Consider the following 20,169-nt stretch of genomic DNA (forward strand, 5'->3'; position numbering starts at 1 on the left):
GATCAAGCGAACATGTGACGCTTTTCCCAGCATGAGGGAGCCGCGTCTCGACATGAGGGAAACGGAGAGATCTTGGAAGGAAGTGGCCCTCAGAGGGGCCTTCTCCTTCCAATATCTCCCCCGGGGGGGCAGCAGACGCTGCGGGCGCGGCACCCCGTCAGGGGTGCCGCGCCCGTGGCGGGACAGGGAGAACTGTCAGACGTTGAAGCCGAGCGAGCGGAGCTGGTCGCGCCCCTCGTCGGTGATCTTGTCGGGGCCCCACGGCGGCAGCCAGACCCAGTTGATCCGGATGTCGTTCACGAGGCCGCCGCCGGGACCGGTGGTCAGCGCCTGCCGGGCCTGGTCCTCGATCACGTCGGTCAGCGGGCAGGCCGCCGAGGTCAGCGTCATGTCCAGGGTGGCGATGTTGTCGTCGTCGACGTGGACGCCGTACACCAGGCCCAGGTCGACCACGTTGATGCCCAGCTCGGGGTCGACGACGTCCTTCATCGCCTCTTCGATGTCGCCGACCGCGGCCTTGCCGCCGGCCGACGCCACCGCGCCCGCGGCCGCGCCGTCAGCAACAGTCCCGTTGACGGCCGCGCCACCGGCAACCGTGCCGTCGGTCGCCACCGCGCCGGTCTCCGAGGTCATGTTGGTCTCGTCGCTCATGCCTTCACCTCCGGGCTCACGCCCACCCCGGCGCGTGCCGCGGCGTCCTTGAACGCCATCCACGACAACAGCGCGCACTTGACCCGGGCCGGGTAGCGCGCGACACCCGCGAACGCCACCCCGTCACCGAGCACGTCCTCGTCCGGCGTGACCTGGCCCCGCCCGGACATCAACTGCACGAACGCCTCGTGCACCACGGCGGCGTCGCTCGCGGCCCGGCCGCGCAGCAGTTCGTGCAGGATGCTCGCCGACGCCTGGCTGATCGAGCAGCCCATCCCGTCGTACGAGATGTCGGTGAACACCGTGCCGTCGGTCGCCACCCGCACGGTGATCTCGTCGCCGCAGGTCGGGTTGACGTGGTGCGCCTCGCCGACCCGGGCCGCCGGGTCCGCCGACTCCCGCAGGCCGCGGCCGTGCGGGTGCTTGTAGTGATCCAGGATGATCTCCTGGTAGAGCTGGTCGAGTTGCATCACTCGAACACCTTCCGCACCTGTTCCAGACCCGCCACCAGGGCGTCGATCTCCGCGGTGGTGGTGTAGAGGTAGAACGACGCCCGCGTCGTGGCCGCCACCCCGAACCGCGTGCACACCGGGCGGGCGCAGTGGTGGCCCACCCGCACCTGCACGCCGAGCGAGTCGAGCACCTGCCCGACGTCGTGCGGGTGCACGTCACCGAGCGCGAACGAGATCGTCCCGCCCCGGCCCACCGGCACGGTCGGGCCGAAGATCCGCAGGCCCGGCACGGTGGCGAGGGCGTCCAGCGCGTACGCCGTCAGCTCCTTCTCGTGCCACTGGATGGCCGGCATGCCGATCGCGGTGAGGTAGTCCACCGCCGCGCCGAGCGCGACCGCCTCGGCGATCGGCGGGGTGCCCGCCTCGAACCGGGCCGGCGGCGCGGCGAACGTCGAGCCCGCCATGGTCACCGTCTCGATCATCGAGCCGCCGCCCATCACCGGGGGCATCGCGGCGAGCAGCTCGCCCCGGCCCCAGAGCACACCGATGCCGGTCGGGCCGCACATCTTGTGCCCGGTGAAGACGATGAAGTCGGCGTCGTAGTCGACCACGTCCATCGGCAGGTGCGGCACCGACTGGGAGCAGTCCAGCAGCAGCAGCGCGCCGACCTCACGGACCCGCGCGGTGATCCGCGAGGTCGCGTTGACGGTGCCGAGGATGTTCGACATGTGCACCAGCGAGACGATCTTCGTCCGCTCGGTGACCAGGTCGTCCAGGCCGGACTCGTCGAGCCGGCCCTGGTCGGTGACCGGGAACCAGCGCAGCGTCGCGCCGGTGCGCTCCGCGAGCAGCTGCCACGGGACGATGTTCGAGTGGTGCTCCATCTCGGAGATCACGATCTCGTCGCCGGGGCCCAGCCGGAACCGCGGGTCGCCGTCCGCGCGCAGCGAGGCGTTTGAGAAGGCGTACGCCACCAGGTTGATCGCCTCGGTGGAGTTCTTGGTGAACACCACTTCGTCGACGCTCGGCGCGTTGATGAACGCGGCGATCTTCGCCCGCGCGCCCTCGTACGCCTCGGTGGCCTCGGTGCCCAGCGTGTGCACCGAGCGCGACACGTTGGCGTTGTGCAGCGCGTAGTGCTCGGCGAGCACGTCGAGCACCTGCCGCGGCTTGTGCGAGGTGTTGGCGCTGTCCAGGTAGACCAGCGGGTGGCCGTTGACCTCCCGGTCGAGGATCGGGAAATCGGCCCGCACCTTCGCCACGTCGAAGCGCGGCACGTCGTCGTACTGCGGCATGCCCGCCGGGATGGCCATCGAGGTCATGTCGAGTCTCAGGCCCGCGCCGCGCCGGCTCCGGCGACGTACCGCTCGTAGCCCTCTTCCTCGAGCTTGTCGGCCAGCTCCCGGCCGCCCTGCTCGACGATCCGGCCGGCCACGAAGACGTGCACGAAGTCGGGCTTGATGTACCGCAGGATGCGGGTGTAGTGGGTGATCAGCAGCAGGCCGGTGTCACCGGTGTCACGCACCCGGTTCACGCCCTCGCTGACCACGCGCAGCGCGTCCACGTCCAGGCCGGAGTCGGTCTCGTCGAGGATCGCGATCTTCGGCTTGATCAGCTCCAGCTGCACGATCTCGTGCCGCTTCTTCTCGCCGCCGGAGAAGCCCTCGTTGACGTTGCGCTGGGCGAACGCCGGGTCCATCTGGAGCTTCTCCATGGCGCCGCGCAGCTCGCCGGCCCAGGTGCGCAGCTTCGGTGCCTCGCCGTCGATCGCGGTCTTGGCGGTACGCAGGAAGTTGGCCACCGACACGCCGGGGACCTCGACCGGGTACTGCATGGCCAGGAACAGGCCGGCGCGGGCCCGCTCGTCGACGGACATGGACAGCACGTCCTCGCCGTCGAGGGTCACCTCGCCGCCGGTGATCTCGTACTTCGGGTGACCGGCGATCGAGTACGCCAGCGTCGACTTGCCGGAGCCGTTCGGGCCCATGATCGCGTGGGTCTCGCCGGAGCGCACGGTCAGGTCGACCCCGTGCAGGATCGGCTTGAGCTCACCCTCGGGCAGCTTGACCGACACCTTCAGGTCGCGGATCTCCAGGGTGCTCATCAGCGGGTCACTCCATTGCTCGGCAGCGGACGGCCGTCGCCGTCCACGGAAAGGTAGATGTCGCCGTCACGGACTTCGACGGAATAGACGGGTACGGGTTCGGTCGCGGGCAGGCCGGTGGGCTCACCGGTACGCAGGTCGAAACGGGATCCGTGCAGCCAGCATTCCAGCGTGCAGCCCTCGACCTCGCCCTCGGACAGCGCCACGGCGGCGTGCGAGCACTCGTCGTGCACGGCGTAGAACACGTCGTCCTCGCCGTGCACGATCGCGACCTGCACGCCGTCCACGTCGGCGCTGATCGCGGTGCCCTTCGGCACGTCCTCGGTGGAGCAGATCTTGAGCATCAGGCGCCGGCCTTCGCCAGCCGGGCCTCGATCGCGTCGCCCAGGCGCTCGCGCAGCTCCTCGACCGGGATCTTGTTGATCAGCTCGGCGAAGAAGCCGCGCACCACCAGGCGCCGCGCCTCGGCCTCCGGGATGCCCCGGGCCATCAGGTAGAACAGCTGCTCGTCGTCGAACCGGCCGGTCGCGCTGGCGTGCCCGGCGCCGGCGATCTCGCCGGTCTCGATCTCCAGGTTGGGTACGGAGTCGGCCCGCGCGCCGTCGGTGAGCAGCAGGTTCCGGTTGATCTCGTACGTGTCGGTGCCGGTCGCCTCGGCGCGGATCAGCACGTCGCCGACCCAGACCGTGTGCGCGTCGTCGCCCTGCAGCGCGCCCCGGTAGCCGACGTTGCTGCGGCAGTCCGGCACGGTGTGGTCGACAAGCTGCCGGTGCTCCAGGTGCTGGCCGGAGTCGGCGAAGTAGACGCCGTACAGCTCGGCCTCGCCGCCGCGCTGGGTGTACTCCACCGACGTGTACTGCCGGACCAGGTCGCCGCCAAGGCTGACCTGCACGTGCACGATCCGGGCGTCGCGGCCCAGCCGCACCTTGAGGTGCTGCGCCTGCACCGCGTCGTCGGCCCAGTCGGCGACGGTGACCAGGGTCAGCTTCGCCCCGTCACCCACCGACACCTCGACGTTGTCGGCGAGCGTGGCCGAGCCGACGTGCTCGATCACCACTGTGGCCTCGGCGAACCGGTCCACCTCGACGAACGTGTGGCCGAACGCGAGCGCCTCGGCGTTCTCGCCGACCACCCGCAGTCGCACCGGCTGCTCCACCACCGCGTCGCGGGCGACCCGCACCAGCAGCGCGCCGTCGGCCCCGCCGTACGCGAGCGCGCTGACCCGGTCGAACGGGGTGAGCACGCTGCCCACCCGCGGGTCGTCCCGGCCGATCCGGTCGACGGTGACGCCCTCGGGCAGGTCGCCGTACTCGTGCCGGACCGTGCCGGTCGCGCCCTGCGCCGACGTGGCCAGGCCGCGCAGGCGCTTGAGCGGGGTGAAGCGCCACTCCTCCTCCAGGCCGGTCAGGGCCGGGAAGTCGGCGACGTCGTACGAGCGGAGCGCCTGCGACTTGGTCGTGGGCGGTGCGGAAGCCTGGGTAGTCATCTCTTCCTTGGTCTGTTCTGCGACGAGGTGTCAGGTGAGGCGGAGGGCGGACGGCGTCAGCCGACCGCGCCCTCCATCTGCAGCTCGATCAGGCGGTTGAGCTCCAGCGCGTACTCCATCGGAAGCTCCTTGGCGATCGGCTCGATGAAGCCGCGCACGATCATCGCCATCGCCTCGTCCTCGCTCAGACCCCGGCTCATCAGGTAGAAGAGCTGGTCCTCGCTGACCTTGGAGACGGTCGCCTCGTGCCCCATCGACACGTCGTCCTCACGGATGTCGACGTACGGGTAGGTGTCGGAGCGGGAGATCGTGTCGACCAGGAGCGCGTCGCACTTGACCGTGCTCTTGCTGCTGGTCGAGCCCTCCAGCACCTGCACCAGACCGCGGTACGAGGTGCGGCCGCCGCCCCGGGCGATCGACTTCGACACGATGGTCGAGGAGGTGTGCGGCGCGGCGTGCACCATCTTGGCGCCGGCGTCCTGGTGCTGGCCCTCACCGGCCATGGCCACCGAGAGCACCTCGCCCTTGGCGTGCTCGCCGGTCATGTAGACCGCCGGGTACTTCATGGTGACCTTGGAACCGATGTTGCCGTCAACCCACTCCATGGTCGCGCCCTCGTGGCACACGGCGCGCTTGGTGACCAGGTTGTAGACGTTGTTCGACCAGTTCTGGATGGTCGTGTAGCGGCACCGGGCGTTCTTCTTGACGATGATCTCCACGACCGCGCTGTGCAGCGAGTCGGAGGAGTAGATGGGCGCGGTGCAGCCCTCGACGTAGTGCACGTACGCGCCCTCGTCGACGATGATCAGCGTCCGCTCGAACTGGCCCATGTTCTCCGTGTTGATCCGGAAGTAGGCCTGCAGCGGGATGTCCACGTGCACGCCCTTCGGCACGTAGATGAACGAGCCACCGGACCAGACGGAGGTGTTCAGCGCGGCGAACTTGTTGTCGCCGACCGGGATGACCGTGCCGAAGTACTCCTTGAACAGGTCCTCGTGCTCCTTGAGCGCGGTGTCGGTGTCCAGGAAGACGACGCCCTGCTCCTCCAGGTCCTCACGGATCTGGTGGTAGACCACCTCGGACTCGTACTGCGCCGCGACACCGGCGACCAGGCGCTGCTTCTCCGCCTCCGGGATGCCGAGCTTGTCGTAGGTGTTCTTGATGTCCTCGGGCAGTTCCTCCCAGGAGGTGGCCTGCTTCTCGGTGGACCGGACGAAGTACTTGATGTTGTCGAAGTCGATCCCGGTGAGGTCGGCGCCCCAGTTCGGCATCGGCTTGCGGCCGAACAGCCGCAGGCCCTTGAGCCGCAGGTCGAGCATCCAGGCCGGCTCGTTCTTCTTGGCCGAGATGTCCCGCACCACCGCCTCGCTGAGGCCGCGCTGAGCGGACGCCCCGGCGACGTCGGGGTCGGCCCAGCCGTACTCGTAACGACCGAGGGCGGCGAGCTGCTCCTCCTGGGTCAGGGGCTGAACGATCTGCTCGGTCATTTATCTGTCCTCACAGTGGTGACGGTGGAACCGGACTGGGCGGGAATGTGCGTGGTGCACACGCCGTCGCCGTGCGCGATGGTGGCCAGGCGCTGTACGTGGGTGCCGACCAGACGGGAGATGACCTCGGTCTCGGCCTCGCACAGCTGAGGGAACTCGGCGGCCACGTGCGCCACCGGGCAGTGGTGCTGGCAGAGCTGGCCGCCGGAGGCGATCGTGGACGCGTTGGCAGCGTAACCCTCGGCGGTGAGCGCCCCGGCGAGCGCCTCGGCCCGCGCGAGCGGCGCGTCTCCCGCGTCCTCCATGGCCGCCCGGCAGCGGGTCTCCAGCGCGGAGACCTGCTCGGCCGCGAACGCCGCGACCGCCGCGGCGCCGCCGGTGCGGGCGATCCACCGCAGCGCGGCGGTGGCCATGTTGTCGTAGTGGTGGGTGCCGCAGCGGCCCCGGGCCGCCTCGGTGAGCGCGAAGACCTTGGCCGGCCGGCCCCGCCCCCGGCTGCCGCGCACGACCTGGTCGCGGGCGACCACGTCGCCGTCGGCGAGCATGGCGTCGAGGTGCCGGCGGATCGCGGCCGGGCTGAGGCCGAGCGCCGAGCCGAGCTGCGCGGCGGTGGTCGCGCCGCGCTCCAGCAGGAGCTGGGTGACCCGGTCGCGGGTCGACAGGTCGGCCGGAGCGGACTCCCGCTCGACGGGCCGGACGCCACGACGCGACCGCGAACCGTCGGTGACCGCACTGGTCACCGACGCCCGGGACAGCGCCGCCGCGTTTTTCACAACGGCAACGTTACGTAATTCGCCCGGGGCCCGCAAACCCGGGTCCGGTGATTCCGACCACCGGGGTGGCGGAGTCACCCGATCGGGATCAACTACGGTGCGTAGGATTCGCTCCGTGAAGCGTTCCGTCCGGTTCCCGGTCTCGTCCACGCTGCTGCGCCGCCTCGCGCTCGCCTCGATCATCGCGAACGTCGCGATCGTGGTCACCGGCGGGGCCGTCCGGCTCACCGCGTCCGGCCTCGGCTGCCCCACCTGGCCCCGGTGCACCGACGACTCCTACACCACGACCGCGGAGATGGGCGTGCACGGGGTGATCGAGTTCGGCAACCGGCTGCTCACCTTCGCGGTGGGGATCATCGCACTCGCCGTCGTGCTGGCCGTGCTGGCCCACCGTCCCCGCCGCCGCGGGACGCTGCCGCTGGCAGTGGGCGTGCTGCTCGGCATCCCGGCCCAGGCGGTCCTCGGCGGCATCACCGTGCTGACCAACCTCAACCCGTGGGTGGTCGGACTGCACTTCCTCGCCTCGATGGCCGTCATCGCCGCCGCGTACGCGCTCTGGCGGCGCCTCGGGGAGCCGGACGGGCCGGTCACCCCGACAGTGCCGGCGCCGCTGCGTACCCTCGCCTGGATCACCACGGCGGTGAGCGCGTCGGTGCTGGTGGTCGGCACCTGGGTGACCGGCAGCGGCCCGCACGCCGGCGACCACGGCGCGGCCCGCAACGGCCTGGACCCGACGCAGATCTCGCAGGTGCACGCCGACGGCGTCTTCCTGCTGATCGGCCTCTCGGTGGCGCTGTACTTCGCGTTCCGGGCAGTCGGCGCGGCGCGGGCGGCGCGGGCCGCCGCGGTGCTGATCGCGGTCGAGCTGGGCCAGGGCGTGATCGGCTTCGTGCAGTACTTCACCCACCTGCCCGCCGTGCTCGTCGGCGCGCACATGCTCGGCTCCTGCCTGGTGCTGCTGGCCACGCTCGGCGTCCTGTTCGCGACCCGGGAGCGGCTGCCGGCCGTCCCGCCGGCCCCGGCCGAGCCGGTCGCCGAGCCGGTGGGCGCCGGCGCCTGAGCGGGGCGTTATCGCACGACGGGAACGGGAAAGCGGTCCGGGTCACGGACCGTACGCCCGAGGGGAGTTCCCGGTGCCGCGCAAGAGCCTCGCCACCACCACGCCGCAACGGCTGACGCCGGTCGCCGGCGCGCCGCTGTGGTGCGACGCCCACGAGCACGGCCTCACCGGCGACGGGGTGACGAACGACCAGCCGGCCCTGGCGGCGCTGGTGGACCGGCTCGGCGCCGGGTACGACGCCGACGGCCGGGCCCGGGTGATCTACTGCCCGCCGGGCCTCTACTCGATCCGCGACGCCGGCACCGTCTGGCGCAGCGGCGTCTCGCTGCTCGGCGCCGGGCCGGCCGCGACCCGGTTCCTGCTCAGCAACGAGGGCAACCGCAGCGAACCGGTCCCGCTGGCGTACTGGACCACCGTGCAGCACGGCGCCGACCGGGACCGGCACATCGCCGACTGCACGTTCGCCGACTTCGAGATCGACGGCTCCGGGGTCGCCCAGACCGCCTACGACTACCTGGCCAAGGGGCTGGGCCTGCAGTACGTGGTGCGCGGCGTGTTCCGCAACCTCTACATCCACCACACCGGCGCGACCGGCCTGGGCTGCGACTTCCTCCAGGACGGCCTGATCGACGGGGTGGTCGCGGTGGGGTGCGGCCGGCTGGACAACGGCGACCAGATGGGCGGCGCCGGGATCGGCATCGGCATCGGCGGCTGGGGCGACGTGGAGCGTCTCACCATCGCCAACTGCACCACCATCGGCAACGGCACCAACGGCATCTTCCTGGAGCTGCAGAAGGACTACTGGACCCCGCCGCGCGGCATCCGGATCATCGGCTGCCACAGCCAGGCCAACCGGTTCGGCATCTCCGACTGGGGCGCGGACGGGCTGATCGTCTCCGCCTGCACCATGACCAACAACCTGGAGGCCGGCTTCGACGTGTCGGGCAACGGCACCGCCGGGGTGGCCGGGCGGGGCGGCCTGCTCACCGGCTGCGTGATCGACTCGAACGTCGGCGACGGGATCAGCATGGGCAACACCCCCGGCCCGTACACGGTGCAGGGCAACCGGATCAGCCGCAACGGCGGTTTCGGCTACCACGAGCACGACCTGGGCCACGGCTACCGGGGCGCGGCGGCCGACGTGGTGATCCAGGACAACGACATCCGGGAGAACGCGCTGGACGGCATCCGGATCGACCGGCCGATGCTCGACACGTCGATTGTCGGGAACCGGATCCGGGACAACGGCTTCCGGTCCGCCCCGGCCCACAGCGGTTCCGGCGAGGCGGTGCGCTACGGCCCGCGCGAGGTCACCGACGGCAACGCGGACTGGCCGGACGGCGGGCACCGGGGCAAGGTGGTCCGGGTCGGCTCGCGGGACGCCGTGGTGTCCGACAACAGCGCCACCCGGCTCTCCCTGGCCGAGGTACGCCCGGACGGCTCCACCGGCTGGAACGAGGCCACCCCGGAGCCGGGCGCCGAGTACGAGCTGCCGGACGGTCCGCCGGCCTGCGGCGGCATCACCATCGCCGCGCCGTTCGACTCGGCCACCGTGCGCGCCAACCGGATCTGGCACCGGGACGCCGACACCCAGGCGTACGGCATCTGGGTCACCGAGGCGGGCAGCTGCGTCTCCTGCGCGTTCGAGGACAACGACCTCGCCGGCACCGCGGCCGCGCTGCGGCTGGACACGCCGCCGATCGGCGGCCGCTGGGCACGCAACCACAGCGACCGCGACTGAGCGTCGTGCGCCGGCCGGTGCCGCCTCGGCTCAGTGGTGTCGCACGTGGGCGAGCACCGCGCCGGCGAGCCGGTCCGGCGCGCCGTCGGCGTACCCGACGAACAGGCTCGGCTCGGTCAGCTCCAGCTCGACCAGCACGGGAGCGCCGTCCGGACCCGGGATCAGGTCGACCCGGGCGTACAGCAGCCGCTCCGGGCCGCCTGGCACGGCCGCCAGCACCTTCTCGGCGACCGCGCGCTCCTCCGCCGTGGCGGTGCGCGGGTCGATCCGCTCCTCCTTGTAGAGCGCGGCCTCGCCCCGGTCCGGCCCGGTCAGCATCGGCCCCTTGCGGATCGCGTGGCTGAACACCACGCCGCCGGGGTCGGCCAGGAACAGCAGCGCGGTCTCCCCGGCCGTGTCCACCGCCTCCAGGTACGGCTGGACCATGGTGAGCCGCCCGGCGTCGGAGAGCCGCCGTACGTGGGCCACTGCGAGCTCGCGGTGCTCCGGGTCGGTCAGGTCGTAGCGGCCGGTGTCCTGGCTGCCGGCGCTGACCGCCGGCTTGATCACGTGCTCGCCCCCGGCGGGTGGCGTCCACGCCTGCCCCGGCTCGACCCACACCGTCTCGACGGTGGGCACCCCGGCGGCGGAGAGCTCGGACAGGTAGCGCTTGTCGGTGTTCCAGGCGACCACGTCGGCCGGGTTGGCCAGGGCCGGCACGGTACGCGCCCAGGCCACGAACTCGTCGCGCCGCCGCGCGTAGTCCCACGGGGAGCGGAGCACGACCAGGTCGTACCCGGCCCAATCGACGGCCGGGTCGTCCCAGACCGCGATCTCGGCGGTGACCCCGCGGGCGGCGAGCGGGCCGAGCGCGAGCCGGTCGTCCGGGTCGAGGTCGGGCAGCTCGGCGCAGGTGACGAAAGCGACCCGGGGTTTCCCCCGGGTCGACTGGTGGTGGTTGGTCATTCGGTTATGTCAACGGGCCATCGTGCGCCGGGCCATCGACCGCCACAGGTCGTTGCTCGGACGCATCTGGTCCATCAGTTCACGCTCCCAGGCGTTCTCGACGTCGACCCCGGCCGTGGCGCACGCCTGCCGCGCCACGTCGGTGCCGTCGGCGAACTGGTCTGCCCACACCCCGTCGGAACCCACGAGGACGATCCGTGCGCCGCGCTTGCCGACGTACTCGATGACCGCCTTCGCGCCGCCGTGTCCGGCGGCGAACGACTTGATGCCCGCGACCAGGCCGTTGGGGGCCTGCTCGGCGGTCTTGTCAGCCGTCAGCGTCGTATCGGAACCATCTGCCATGACGCGAAGCCTAAGCAGACTTCCACTCGGATGTGCGAGAACCATGAACTGAATGTGATGCCAATTACCCGCCGGTTTAAGAAGAACCACAGGTGATTTGCCCGTACTTGTCGCTTAAATCTGGGCAAAGCAGGCGGGCGAGATCGTCACAATCTGTCCAGGTTGGCCCCCTCCGCGGAAGCCCGAAAAAAATTTCTGATGAACCGCCGGACGGGCGGGTCAGAGCAGGGCGTCGAGCGCGACGGCGGCGAAGAGGATCGTCAGGTACGTGGTGGACCAGTGGAACAGGCGCATCGGCTTGACCGCCTCACCACGCGTGGCCCGCCGGCACAGCTTGTGCGCCTCGACGAGGAAGATCCCACCGACCACGAGCGCCGTCACGCCGTAGATCGGGCTCATCCCGAGCGGCCAGACCGCCAGCGAGGAGAGCACCGTGAGCCAGGAGAAGCCGATGATCTCGGCGTTGACCCGCCGGACCGAGGCCACCACCGGCAGCATCGGCACGCCGGCGCGCGCGTAGTCGTCCTTGTACTTGATCGCCAGCGCGTAGAAGTGCGGCATCTGCCAGAAGAAGACCACAGCGAACAGGCCCCAGGCGGCCGGCGCCAGCGAGCCGGTGACAGCGGCCCAGCCGATCAGCACCGGCGCGGCGCCGCAGATGCCGCCCCAGAACGTGTTCGCCGCCGTGGTCCGCTTCAGCCACAGCGTGTAGACCAGGTCGTAGTAGGCGATCGCGGCGAGCGTCAGCACGGTCGCCAGCCAGTTGGTGGTCGCCGCCATCAGCGCCACCGAGACGGCCGCCAGCACCAGGCCGAAGATCAGCGCGCTGCGCGGCGAAACCGTGTGCGCGGGCAGCGGGCGGCGCTTGGTGCGCCGCATGAGCTGGTCGATGTCCCGGTCGATGTAGCAGTTCAGGACACTCGCCGCGCCGGCCGCGAGCGAACCACCGACGAGCACGACGGCGACCAGCCACAGCGACGGCATGCCACCGTCCGCGAGCATCATCGCCGGCACGGTGGTCACCAGCAGCAGCTCGACGATCCGCGGCTTGGTCAGCGCCACGTACGCCGCCACGACGGCGCGTACGTCCCGCCGGCCGCTCGCCGGCGCCTCCGCCACCGTGCCCACCGGCGACTGCCCGGCAGGGTTGCTGACGGGGCGCTCGGTGATCATGCTCACGGATTGCCACCTTCCGGCATTCGGCGGGGGAGGTCGTTCGGCCCGGACCCTTCGAGGTCCACACACCGCCCCACACACTACGCGGCGTCGTTTTGGCTGCCCCGCGGACCCGGCAACGGTGCGAGCCGTCACACCCGCGGTTGAACGACCGAACGTTCGCGATCCGTACAGAACAGCATGCTGAGATCCCCGGGCGGACGTTTAGCACCGCTCGATAGGGTCATCAGTGAGGGTTCCGCCCATCTGCCGAGGAGCACAACCATCGTGGCTGCCAACCGACCCGAGCTTCCCGCTCTCAACTGGTCCGACCTCGACCGCAGGGCCGTCGACACGGTCCGCGTGCTGGCCATGGACGCCGTGGAGAAATCCGGCAACGGCCACCCGGGGACGGCGATGAGCCTCGCCCCGGCGGCGTACCTGCTCTTCAACCGGGTCATGCGGCACAATCCCGCCGACCCGAACTGGCCCGGACGCGACCGGTTCGTGCTCTCCGCCGGCCACTCCAGCCTGACGCTCTACATCCAGCTCTTCCTCTCCGGCTACCCGCTCGCGCTGGACGACCTCAAGGCGCTGCGCCAGTGGGGCTCGCTCACCCCGGGTCACCCGGAGCACGGCCACACCCCCGGCGTGGAGACCACCACCGGGCCGCTCGGCCAGCGCCTCGGCAACGCGGTCGGCATGGCCATGGCGGCCCGCCGCGAGCGCGGCCTGTTCGACCCCGAGCCGGACCGCGCCGACTCGCCGTTCCGGCACGACATCTGGTGCATCGCCTCCGACGGCGACATCGAGGAGGGCATCACCCACGAGGCCAGCGCGCTCGCCGGTCACCAGCAGCTCGGCAACCTCTGCGTGATCTACGACGACAACGAGATCTCGATCGAGGACGACACCCGCATCGCCAAGAGCGAGGACGTCGCGGCCCGCTACGAGGCGTACGGCTGGCACGTGCAGACCGTCGACTGGCGCAGCGGCGACGCCGACCAGGGCGACTACCACGAGGACGTGGAGGCGCTGTACCAGGCGCTGCTGGCCGCCAAGGCGGAGACCGGCCGGCCGTCGTTCATCGCGCTGCGCACGATCATCGGCTGGCCCGCGCCGAACAAGAAGAACACCGGCAAGATCCACGGCTCGGCGCTCGGCGCGGACGAGGTCAAGGCCACCAAGGAGATCCTCGGCTTCGACCCGCAGCGCACCTTCGAGATCGACGAGGAGGTGCTCAAGCACGCCCGTCAGGTGCTGGAGCGCGGCGCGCAGGAGCAGGCCGAGTGGACCACCGGGTTCGACGCCTGGGCGCAGGCCAACCCGGAGCGCAAGGCGCTGTGGGACCGGATGGCCACCCGTACCCTGCCGACCGGCTGGACCGACGCGCTGCCCACCTTCGGCGCGGACGCCAAGGGCGTCGCCACCCGGGCCGCCTCCGGCAAGATCCTGGAGGCCCTGGCGCCGGTGCTGCCCGAGCTGTGGGGCGGCTCGGCCGACCTGGCCGAGAGCAACAACACCACCATGAAGGGCGAGCGGTCGTTCGTCCCGGCCGCGCACGCCACCAAGGACTTCCCGGGCGACGAGTACGGCCGCACGCTGCACTTCGGCATCCGTGAGCACGCCATGGGCTCGATCCTCAACGGCATCGCCCTGCACGGCGGCACCCGCCCGTACGGCGGCACGTTCCTGGTGTTCAGCGACTACATGCGCCCGGCGGTGCGGCTGGCCGCGCTGATGAAGCTGCCGGTGACCTACGTCTGGACGCACGACTCGATCGGCCTCGGCGAGGACGGCCCGACGCACCAGCCGATCGAGCACCTGACCGCGCTGCGGGCCATCCCCGGCCTGGACGTGGTCCGCCCGGCCGACGCCAACGAGACGGTGTGGGCGTGGCGGCAGGCGCTGGAGCACACCGACCGGCCGACCGCGCTGGCGCTCAGCCGCCAGGCGCTGCCCACCCTCGACCGCACCGACCTGGCCGGCGCCGAGGGCGTCGCCAAGGGCGGGTACGTGCTGGCCGAGGCGTCCGGCGGCAAGCCGCAGGTGATCCTGATCGGCACCGGCTCGGAGGTGCAGCTCTGCCTCACCGCGCGGGAGCGGCTGGAGGCCGACGGCACCCCCACCCGGGTCGTCTCGATGCCCTGCCAGGAGTGGTTCTTCGCGCAGGACGAGGCGTACCGGGAGTCGGTGCTGCCTCGCGGGGTAAAGGCACGGGTGAGCGTGGAGGCGGGCATCGCGATGTCGTGGCGGGCGATCGTCGGCGACAGCGGCGAGTGCGTGAGCATCGAGCACTACGGCGCCAGCGCGCCGCACACCGTGCTCTTCGAGCAGTTCGGGTTCACCCCCGACCGGATCGTGGCCGCCGCGCACGCGGCGCTGACCCGGGTGGGCGACATCACCGGTTTCACGACCGGCAACTGAGGGGAGCGTGGACGGCATGACGGACAGGCTGAGCGAGCTGCAGGGCGCCGGGGTGGCGATCTGGCTCGACGATCTTTCCCGAGTACGGCTGAGCTCCGGCGGGCTGGACAAGCTGCGCCGGGAGAGCCACGTGGCCGGGGTGACCACCAACCCGACGATCTTCGCCAAGGCGCTGAGCGACGCCGACGAGTACGACTGGCAGCTTCGTGACCTCGCCGTGCGTGGTGTGGACGTCGAGGAGGCGGTCCGCATGCTCACCACGTACGACGTGCGGTGGGCCTGCGACGTGATGCGCCCCTCGTACGAGACCAGCGCCGGCGTGGACGGCCGGGTGTCGATCGAGGTGGACCCCCGCTCGGCGCACGACGCGGCGAAGACCGTGGCCGAGGCCAAGGCGCTGTGGTGGCTGGTCGACCGGCCGAACCTGTTCATCAAGATCCCGGCCACCGAGGAGGGCCTGCCGGCGATCACCGCGACGCTCGCCGAGGGGATCAGCGTCAACGTCACGCTGATCTTCGGCCTGGACCGGTACTCGCAGGTGATGGAGGCGTTCCTGGCCGGGCTGGAGCAGGCGCAGGCGAACGGGCACGACCTGTCGAAGATCGGCTCGGTCGCCTCGTTCTTCGTCTCCCGGGTCGACAGCGAGGTGGACAAGCGGCTGGAGAAGATCGGCTCAGACCAGGCCAAGGCGCTGCGCGGCAAGGCCGCTGTCGCCAACGCCCGGCTGGCGTACGAGCGCTACGGCGAGGTCTTCTCCTCGGCGCGCTGGCAGAAGCTGGCCGACGCCGGCGCCCACCCGCAGCGTCCGCTGTGGGCGTCCACCTCGACGAAGAACCCGGACTACCGGGACGTCATCTACGTCGAGGAGCTGATCGCGCCCGGCACCGTCAACACCATGCCGGAGCCGGTCATCCACGCGTACGCCGAGCACGGCGAGACCAAGCCGGACACCGTCACCGTGGCGTACGACGACGCCCGGAAGGTCTTCGCGGACCTCCAGTCGGTGGGCGTGGACCTCTCCGACGTCATCGCCACGCTGGAACGCGAGGGCGTGGAGAAGTTCGAGGCGAGCTGGGTGGAGCTGCTGGAGGGGGTCAAGAAGTCCCTCGCCGAGGCGGCCAAGGGCTCGGGCAGCCCGCACCGGGCCGCCGAGGGCAACGCGCAGGCGGCCCAGCAGGCCGGCGGCAACGCGTGACCGACGGCGTCCGACGCGTCCCGGGGCCCGGCCCCGGGACGCGTCGCGCCGTACCGTGGAACGGGTGAGAGGGTTGGCCCCGTGAGCGCGAGGAGTGAGCCGGGCCTGCGAGCCCCGCAGTCGCGAACTGAGGGGATGCCGTGAGCGCGAGGAGTGAGCCGGGTCTGCGAGCCCCGCAGTCGCGAACTGAGGTAGCCCCGTGAGTGACCTGCTGGCCGGGCGGGCGGACATGGCCGCCGGCCTGGCCGTGCGCGGCGCCGACGCCCTCGGCGCGTCGGCGCGGGCCACGCTCGTCTCCCACGACGTCCCGGCAAGGCTCGCCGCCGCCGACCCGGCCCTCTGGGGGCCCGCGGCCGAGACCGCGGCGCTCACCCGGCTGGGCTGGCTGCACGCCCACCGGCGCAGCCGGGACCTGCTCCCCCAGCTCGCCGAACTGGCCGACGAGCTGGGCGACCTGGACCACGTGGTGCTGGCCGGCGACCGCGGCGACACGCTCGCCGCGGAGGTGCTGGCCGAATGCCTCGGCCGGCCGGTGACGGTGCTCGACAGCGCCGATCCGGGACCGGCGCGGGCCGCGCTCGCCGACCGCCCGGCGCGTACCCTCCTGGTGCTCGCCGCCCGGCACGGCCTGGACCGGACCACCGACGCCCACCTGCGGGCCTACCGGCGGGCGTGGGCCGACGAGGGCCCTGATGCCGCCCGGCACGTCGTGGTGGTCACCGAACCCGGCACGGAACTCGCGGCGCGCGCCGACGAGCTGGGCGCCGTGGTCCTCCCGGCCGAGCCCGGCGTGGCCGGGCCGTGGGCCGCGCTCACCGCGTTCGGCCTGGTCCCGGCGGCGCTGGCCGGCGCGCCGGTCGCCGAGCTGCTGGACGAGGCGGAGGCGCTCACCGGCGCGCTCGACCGGGACCGGGACAATCCGGGCCTCGCGCTCGGCGCGGCCCTGGGCGCGGCGCCCGGCGCGGGCCGGGACACGATCGCGCTCGTCCCCGACGGCACCGGGCTCGACGGTTTGGGCCGCTGGGCGGGCGCGCTGCTCGCCGACGCGACCGGCGGGCGGATCCTGCCGCTGGTCGCGGAATCCCCGGACTCCCCCGGCGCCACCGGGCCGGGCGTGCTCACGGTCGGTCTCGGCGGCGCCCTCGGCGCCGGCGTCGGTCCGGGCGTGGCCGCCGACATGGCGGTCAACGGGCCGCTCGGCGCGCACCTGCTCACCTGGGCCTACGCCGCCGCGACCGCCGCGGTGACGCTGCGGACCGACCCGTTCGCGGCGCCCGCCGCCGCGGTGGCCGGCGACGAGCCGGACAGCGGGCCGCCGTCGTCGGTCGAGGACGCGATCGAGGTGTACGCCCCGAGCGGCGCGCCGGCCGACCTGACCGGCGCGCTGCGCTGGCTGCTCGACGGGCTGGGCGAACGGGAGCACCTCGCGGTCACCGCGTACCTCGACCCGCGGGCCGACGCGGCGGTGGCCGGGCTGCGCCCGCTGCTGGCACGGCACACCGGACGGCCGGTCACCTTCGCCTGGGGACCGCGCCGACCGGAGCACACCGACACCCGCGGCCGGCACCTCCAGATCACCGGTGCGGTCACCGATGATCTGGAAGTGCCCGGCCGTCCGTACACCTTCGCGCAGCTCCAGGCGGCCCAGGCCGCCGGTGACCGGCTGGCCCTGGCCGGCCGGGAACGACCGGTGCTGCGACTGCACCTGACCAAGCGGGCGGCTGGCGTCGCCCAGCTGCTGGATACGGCCGGACGGACACGCACGTGACGATCAATGACCTGGAATCAGCGGACCGAGACGCAGGAGGAGGTGGCCCGGTGAACCCGCTGCGCGACGTGCAGGACCGGCGGTTGCCCCGGATCCCCGAGCCGTGTGCCCTGGTGATCTTCGGGGTGACCGGCGATCTGGCCCGCAAGAAGCTGCTGCCGGCGGTCTACGACCTGGCCAACCGGGGGCTCCTGCCGCCCGGGTTCGTGGTGCTCGGCTTCGCCCGCCGGGACTGGGGCGACGGCGACTTCGAGTCGGTGGCGCACGATGCGGCCAAGAAGCACGCCCGTACCCCCTGGCGGGAAGAGGTGTGGGCCCGGCTGGCCGGCAACATCAAGTTCGTCGGCGGCTCGTTCGATGACGACGCCGCGTTCGACCAGCTCGCCGCCACCCTCGACGAGCTGCGCGACTCGCACGGCATCGCCGGCAACGCCGCCTTCTACTTCTCCATCCCCCCGGCGGCCTTCCCGGTGGTGCTCAAGCAGCTCGCCCGCACCGGCATGGCGGACAACGACAAGTCCGGCGGATGGCGCCGCGTGGTGGTGGAGAAGCCGTTCGGCAACGACCTGCCCTCGGCCAAGGCGCTCAACGACCTGGTCGACGACGTCTTCACCCGCCAGGACGTCTTCCGGATCGACCACTACCTGGGCAAGGAGACGGTTCAGAACATCCTGGCGCTGCGGTTCGCTAACAACCTCTTCGAGCCGCTGTGGAACTCCAAGTACGTCGACTCGGTGCAGATCACCATGGCCGAGGACGTCGGCATCGGCACCCGGGCCGCCTTCTACGACTCCGTCGGCACCGCCCGCGACGTGCTCCAGAACCACCTGCTCCAACTGCTCGCCCTGGTCGCGATGGAGGAGCCGACCAGCTTCGACGCCGACGAGATCCGCGCCGAGAAGCTCAAGGTCCTCAAGGCGATCACCGTGCCGCACGACGTCTCCCAGGACACCGTGCGCGGCCAGTACCTGCCCGGCTGGGTGGGCGGTGAGCGCGCCAAGGGCTACCTGGAGGAGGAAGGCGTTCCGGAGGGCTCCACCACCGAGACGTACGTGGCGGTGAAGCTGGGCATCCAGAACCGGCGCTGGGCCGGCGTGCCGTTCTACATCCGGGCCGGCAAGCGGCTGCCCCGGCGGGTCACCGAGGTGGCCATCATGTTCAAGAAGGCGCCGCACCTGCCGTTCAACGCCGCCGACATGGAGTCCCTCGGCCCCAACCAGCTCGTCATCCGGGTGCAGCCGGACGAGGGCGTGGTGCTGAAGTTCGGCTCCAAGGTGCCGGGCACCACGATGGAGGTCCGCGACATCGCGATGGACTTCCAGTACGGCGAGGCGTTCACCGAGTCCAGCCCCGAGGCGTACGAGCGGCTCGTGCTGGACGTGCTGATCGGCGACCGGACGCTGTTCCCGGACGCCGCCGAGGTCGAGCAGAGCTGGCAGGTGGTCGACCCACTGGAACACGCCTGGGAGGGCACCACGCCGGAGCCGTACCGGGCCGGCGAGTGGGGACCCCGGGCCGCCGACGAGATGCTGGCCCGCGAGGGCCGGGCTTGGAGAAGAGCATGATCGGGCTGTGGGACACCACCGGCAACGAGGTGGTCAAGGCGCTGGCCGCGGAACGGCGCAGCGCGGGCGGGGTGGCCAGCGGCATGGCGCTCACGCTGATCGTGGTGGTGGACGAGAAGCGGGTCCGGGAGGCCGAGGCGGCCGCCACCATCGCCGCGGCGGCGCACCCGTGCCGCCTGCTCGTGGTGGTCCGCTCCGACGTGGAACGCGACCGCAACCGGCTGGACGCGGAGATCGTCGTGGGCGGCCGGCTCGGGCCGTGCGAGGCGGTCGTGACCCGGATGTACGGGCGGCTCGCGCTGCACGCCGAATCCGTGGTGATGCCGCTGCTGGTGCCGGACGTGCCGGTGGTGACCTGGTGGCACGGCGAGCCGCCGGAGGAGATCGCCACCGACTTCCTCGGTGTGGTGGCCGACCGGCGGATCACCGACTCGGCGCAGGCGGCCGACCCGATCGCCGCGCTGCGGCAGCGGGCCCACGACTACGCCCCCGGCGACACCGACCTGGCGTGGACCCGGATCACCCCGTGGCGCACGCTGGTGGCGGGCGCTTTCGACACCACCCAGGCCCGGGTCACCGAGGCCAGCGTGGTGGCGCCCCCGTCGGACCCGACGGCGGCGCTGATGAGCGGGTGGCTCAAGGCCCGGCTCGGCATCGAACCGGCCTGGGAGCGGTCCGACGAGTTCCCGCGGATGCGTCAGGTGCAGCTGCGCTGCGCCAACGGCGACGAGCTGACGCTGACCCGGGACGACAGCATCGCGGTGTTCCGGCGTACCGGGCAGGAGGACCGCACGCTGCCGCTGGTCCGCCGGCCGCTCGGCGACGAGCTGGCCGAGGAGCTGCGCCGCCTCGACGCCGCCCAGGTGTACGCGGAGGCGCTCGGCGCCGCGGCCGGGATCACCGGACTCGACCAGCGTCCGGCCCAGCGGGTGCACGTGTGGAAGGATCCGGCGACCGCCCAGCGGGCCGAGGCCGGCGTGACCGCGCACGCGGGCGCGACAGCGAACGAGTGACCGCC

At 71.9% G+C, this 20,169-nt stretch carries 18 protein-coding genes; 7 read left to right on the forward strand and 11 right to left on the reverse strand.

What is annotated here, in order from left to right:
- Positions 1-195: 195 nt before the first annotated feature.
- From MicB006_RS16430 to MicB006_RS16465, 8 genes are read right to left on the reverse strand one after another with little or no spacing between them, the layout of a single operon-like run.
- Positions 196-651 (reverse strand): metal-sulfur cluster assembly factor, encoded by a 456-nt coding sequence (locus tag MicB006_RS16430; RefSeq protein ID WP_370013338.1) that lies wholly within the window; start codon positions 649-651, stop codon positions 196-198.
- Positions 648-1,121 carry a Fe-S cluster assembly sulfur transfer protein SufU gene (gene sufU, locus MicB006_RS16435; RefSeq protein WP_073831445.1) on the reverse strand — a complete coding sequence of 158 codons (474 nt, stop codon included), beginning with the start codon at positions 1,119-1,121 and terminating at the stop codon, positions 648-650. Before sufU ends, MicB006_RS16430 begins: the two co-directional genes overlap by 4 nt.
- Positions 1,121-2,425 (reverse strand): cysteine desulfurase, encoded by a 1,305-nt coding sequence (locus MicB006_RS16440; RefSeq protein WP_073831400.1) that lies wholly within the window; start codon positions 2,423-2,425, stop codon positions 1,121-1,123. Before MicB006_RS16440 ends, sufU begins: the two co-directional genes overlap by 1 nt.
- A gap of 8 nt (positions 2,426-2,433) precedes the next feature.
- The gene (sufC, locus tag MicB006_RS16445) at positions 2,434-3,207 is read right to left on the reverse strand and encodes a Fe-S cluster assembly ATPase SufC (protein ID WP_073831401.1); all 774 of its coding nucleotides are present in this window, start codon (positions 3,205-3,207) and stop codon (positions 2,434-2,436) included.
- Positions 3,207-3,551: a non-heme iron oxygenase ferredoxin subunit gene (locus MicB006_RS16450; protein ID WP_064445305.1), complete on the reverse strand. Its 345-nt coding sequence runs from the start codon at positions 3,549-3,551 to the stop codon at positions 3,207-3,209. The genes sufC and MicB006_RS16450 overlap by 1 nt, the downstream gene beginning before the upstream one ends.
- Complete coding sequence (sufD, locus tag MicB006_RS16455; RefSeq protein WP_116507238.1) at positions 3,551-4,693, reverse strand: Fe-S cluster assembly protein SufD; 1,143 nt, start codon at positions 4,691-4,693, stop codon at positions 3,551-3,553. Before sufD ends, MicB006_RS16450 begins: the two co-directional genes overlap by 1 nt.
- Before the next feature lie 56 nt (positions 4,694-4,749).
- Entirely contained in the window at positions 4,750-6,180 is a 1,431-nt protein-coding gene (gene sufB / locus MicB006_RS16460) for a Fe-S cluster assembly protein SufB (protein ID WP_073831403.1), read from the reverse strand.
- Entirely contained in the window at positions 6,177-6,953 is a 777-nt protein-coding gene (locus tag MicB006_RS16465; RefSeq protein WP_073831404.1) for a metalloregulator ArsR/SmtB family transcription factor, read from the reverse strand. Before MicB006_RS16465 ends, sufB begins: the two co-directional genes overlap by 4 nt.
- Before the next feature lie 97 nt (positions 6,954-7,050).
- On the opposite strand from MicB006_RS16465, the gene MicB006_RS16470 reads away from it, so the two are divergent.
- Together MicB006_RS16470 and MicB006_RS16475 are read left to right on the forward strand one after the other, a co-directional pair.
- On the forward strand, positions 7,051-8,013 hold the full coding sequence (locus tag MicB006_RS16470; RefSeq protein ID WP_192900084.1) for a heme A synthase: 963 nt from the start codon (positions 7,051-7,053) through the stop codon (positions 8,011-8,013).
- 73 nt (positions 8,014-8,086) lie between these two features.
- On the forward strand, positions 8,087-9,754 hold the full coding sequence (locus MicB006_RS16475; RefSeq protein WP_116507242.1) for a right-handed parallel beta-helix repeat-containing protein: 1,668 nt from the start codon (positions 8,087-8,089) through the stop codon (positions 9,752-9,754).
- A 30-nt stretch (positions 9,755-9,784) separates the two neighbouring features.
- On the opposite strand, the gene MicB006_RS16480 is transcribed toward MicB006_RS16475, so the two are convergent.
- From MicB006_RS16480 to MicB006_RS16490, 3 genes are all read right to left on the reverse strand, one after another.
- Entirely contained in the window at positions 9,785-10,699 is a 915-nt protein-coding gene (locus tag MicB006_RS16480) for a RimK family alpha-L-glutamate ligase (protein ID WP_116507257.1), read from the reverse strand.
- Positions 10,700-10,708: 9 nt separating this feature from the next.
- Positions 10,709-11,041: a hypothetical protein gene (locus tag MicB006_RS16485; protein ID WP_116507259.1), complete on the reverse strand. Its 333-nt coding sequence runs from the start codon at positions 11,039-11,041 to the stop codon at positions 10,709-10,711.
- A gap of 219 nt (positions 11,042-11,260) precedes the next feature.
- Positions 11,261-12,220, reverse strand: coding sequence for a heme o synthase (locus tag MicB006_RS16490; protein ID WP_116507261.1), 960 nt, complete (start codon positions 12,218-12,220; stop codon positions 11,261-11,263).
- A 264-nt stretch (positions 12,221-12,484) separates the two neighbouring features.
- Between MicB006_RS16490 and tkt the strand changes: the two genes are divergently transcribed.
- The 5 genes from tkt to MicB006_RS16515 all read left to right on the forward strand — a co-directional run bounded on the left by tkt (position 12,485) and on the right by MicB006_RS16515 (position 20,164).
- Positions 12,485-14,623, forward strand: a complete 2,139-nt coding sequence (tkt, locus tag MicB006_RS16495; protein WP_116507263.1) for a transketolase — start codon at positions 12,485-12,487, stop codon at positions 14,621-14,623.
- Positions 14,624-14,639: 16 nt separating this feature from the next.
- Positions 14,640-15,818 (forward strand): transaldolase, encoded by a 1,179-nt coding sequence (gene tal, locus MicB006_RS16500; RefSeq protein ID WP_116511482.1) that lies wholly within the window; start codon positions 14,640-14,642, stop codon positions 15,816-15,818.
- Between the two features lie 199 nt (positions 15,819-16,017).
- Complete coding sequence (locus MicB006_RS16505) at positions 16,018-17,586, forward strand: glucose-6-phosphate isomerase (protein ID WP_116507265.1); 1,569 nt, start codon at positions 16,018-16,020, stop codon at positions 17,584-17,586.
- Positions 17,587-17,636: 50 nt separating this feature from the next.
- Entirely contained in the window at positions 17,637-19,151 is a 1,515-nt protein-coding gene (gene zwf / locus MicB006_RS16510) for a glucose-6-phosphate dehydrogenase (RefSeq protein WP_116507267.1), read from the forward strand.
- On the forward strand, positions 19,148-20,164 hold the full coding sequence (locus MicB006_RS16515; protein WP_116507269.1) for a glucose-6-phosphate dehydrogenase assembly protein OpcA: 1,017 nt from the start codon (positions 19,148-19,150) through the stop codon (positions 20,162-20,164). Before zwf ends, MicB006_RS16515 begins: the two co-directional genes overlap by 4 nt.
- Positions 20,165-20,169: the final 5 nt, after the last annotated feature.

Source organism: Micromonospora sp. B006 (assembly GCF_003408515.1).
GTDB lineage: Bacteria > Actinomycetota > Actinomycetes > Mycobacteriales > Micromonosporaceae > Micromonospora > Micromonospora echinospora_A.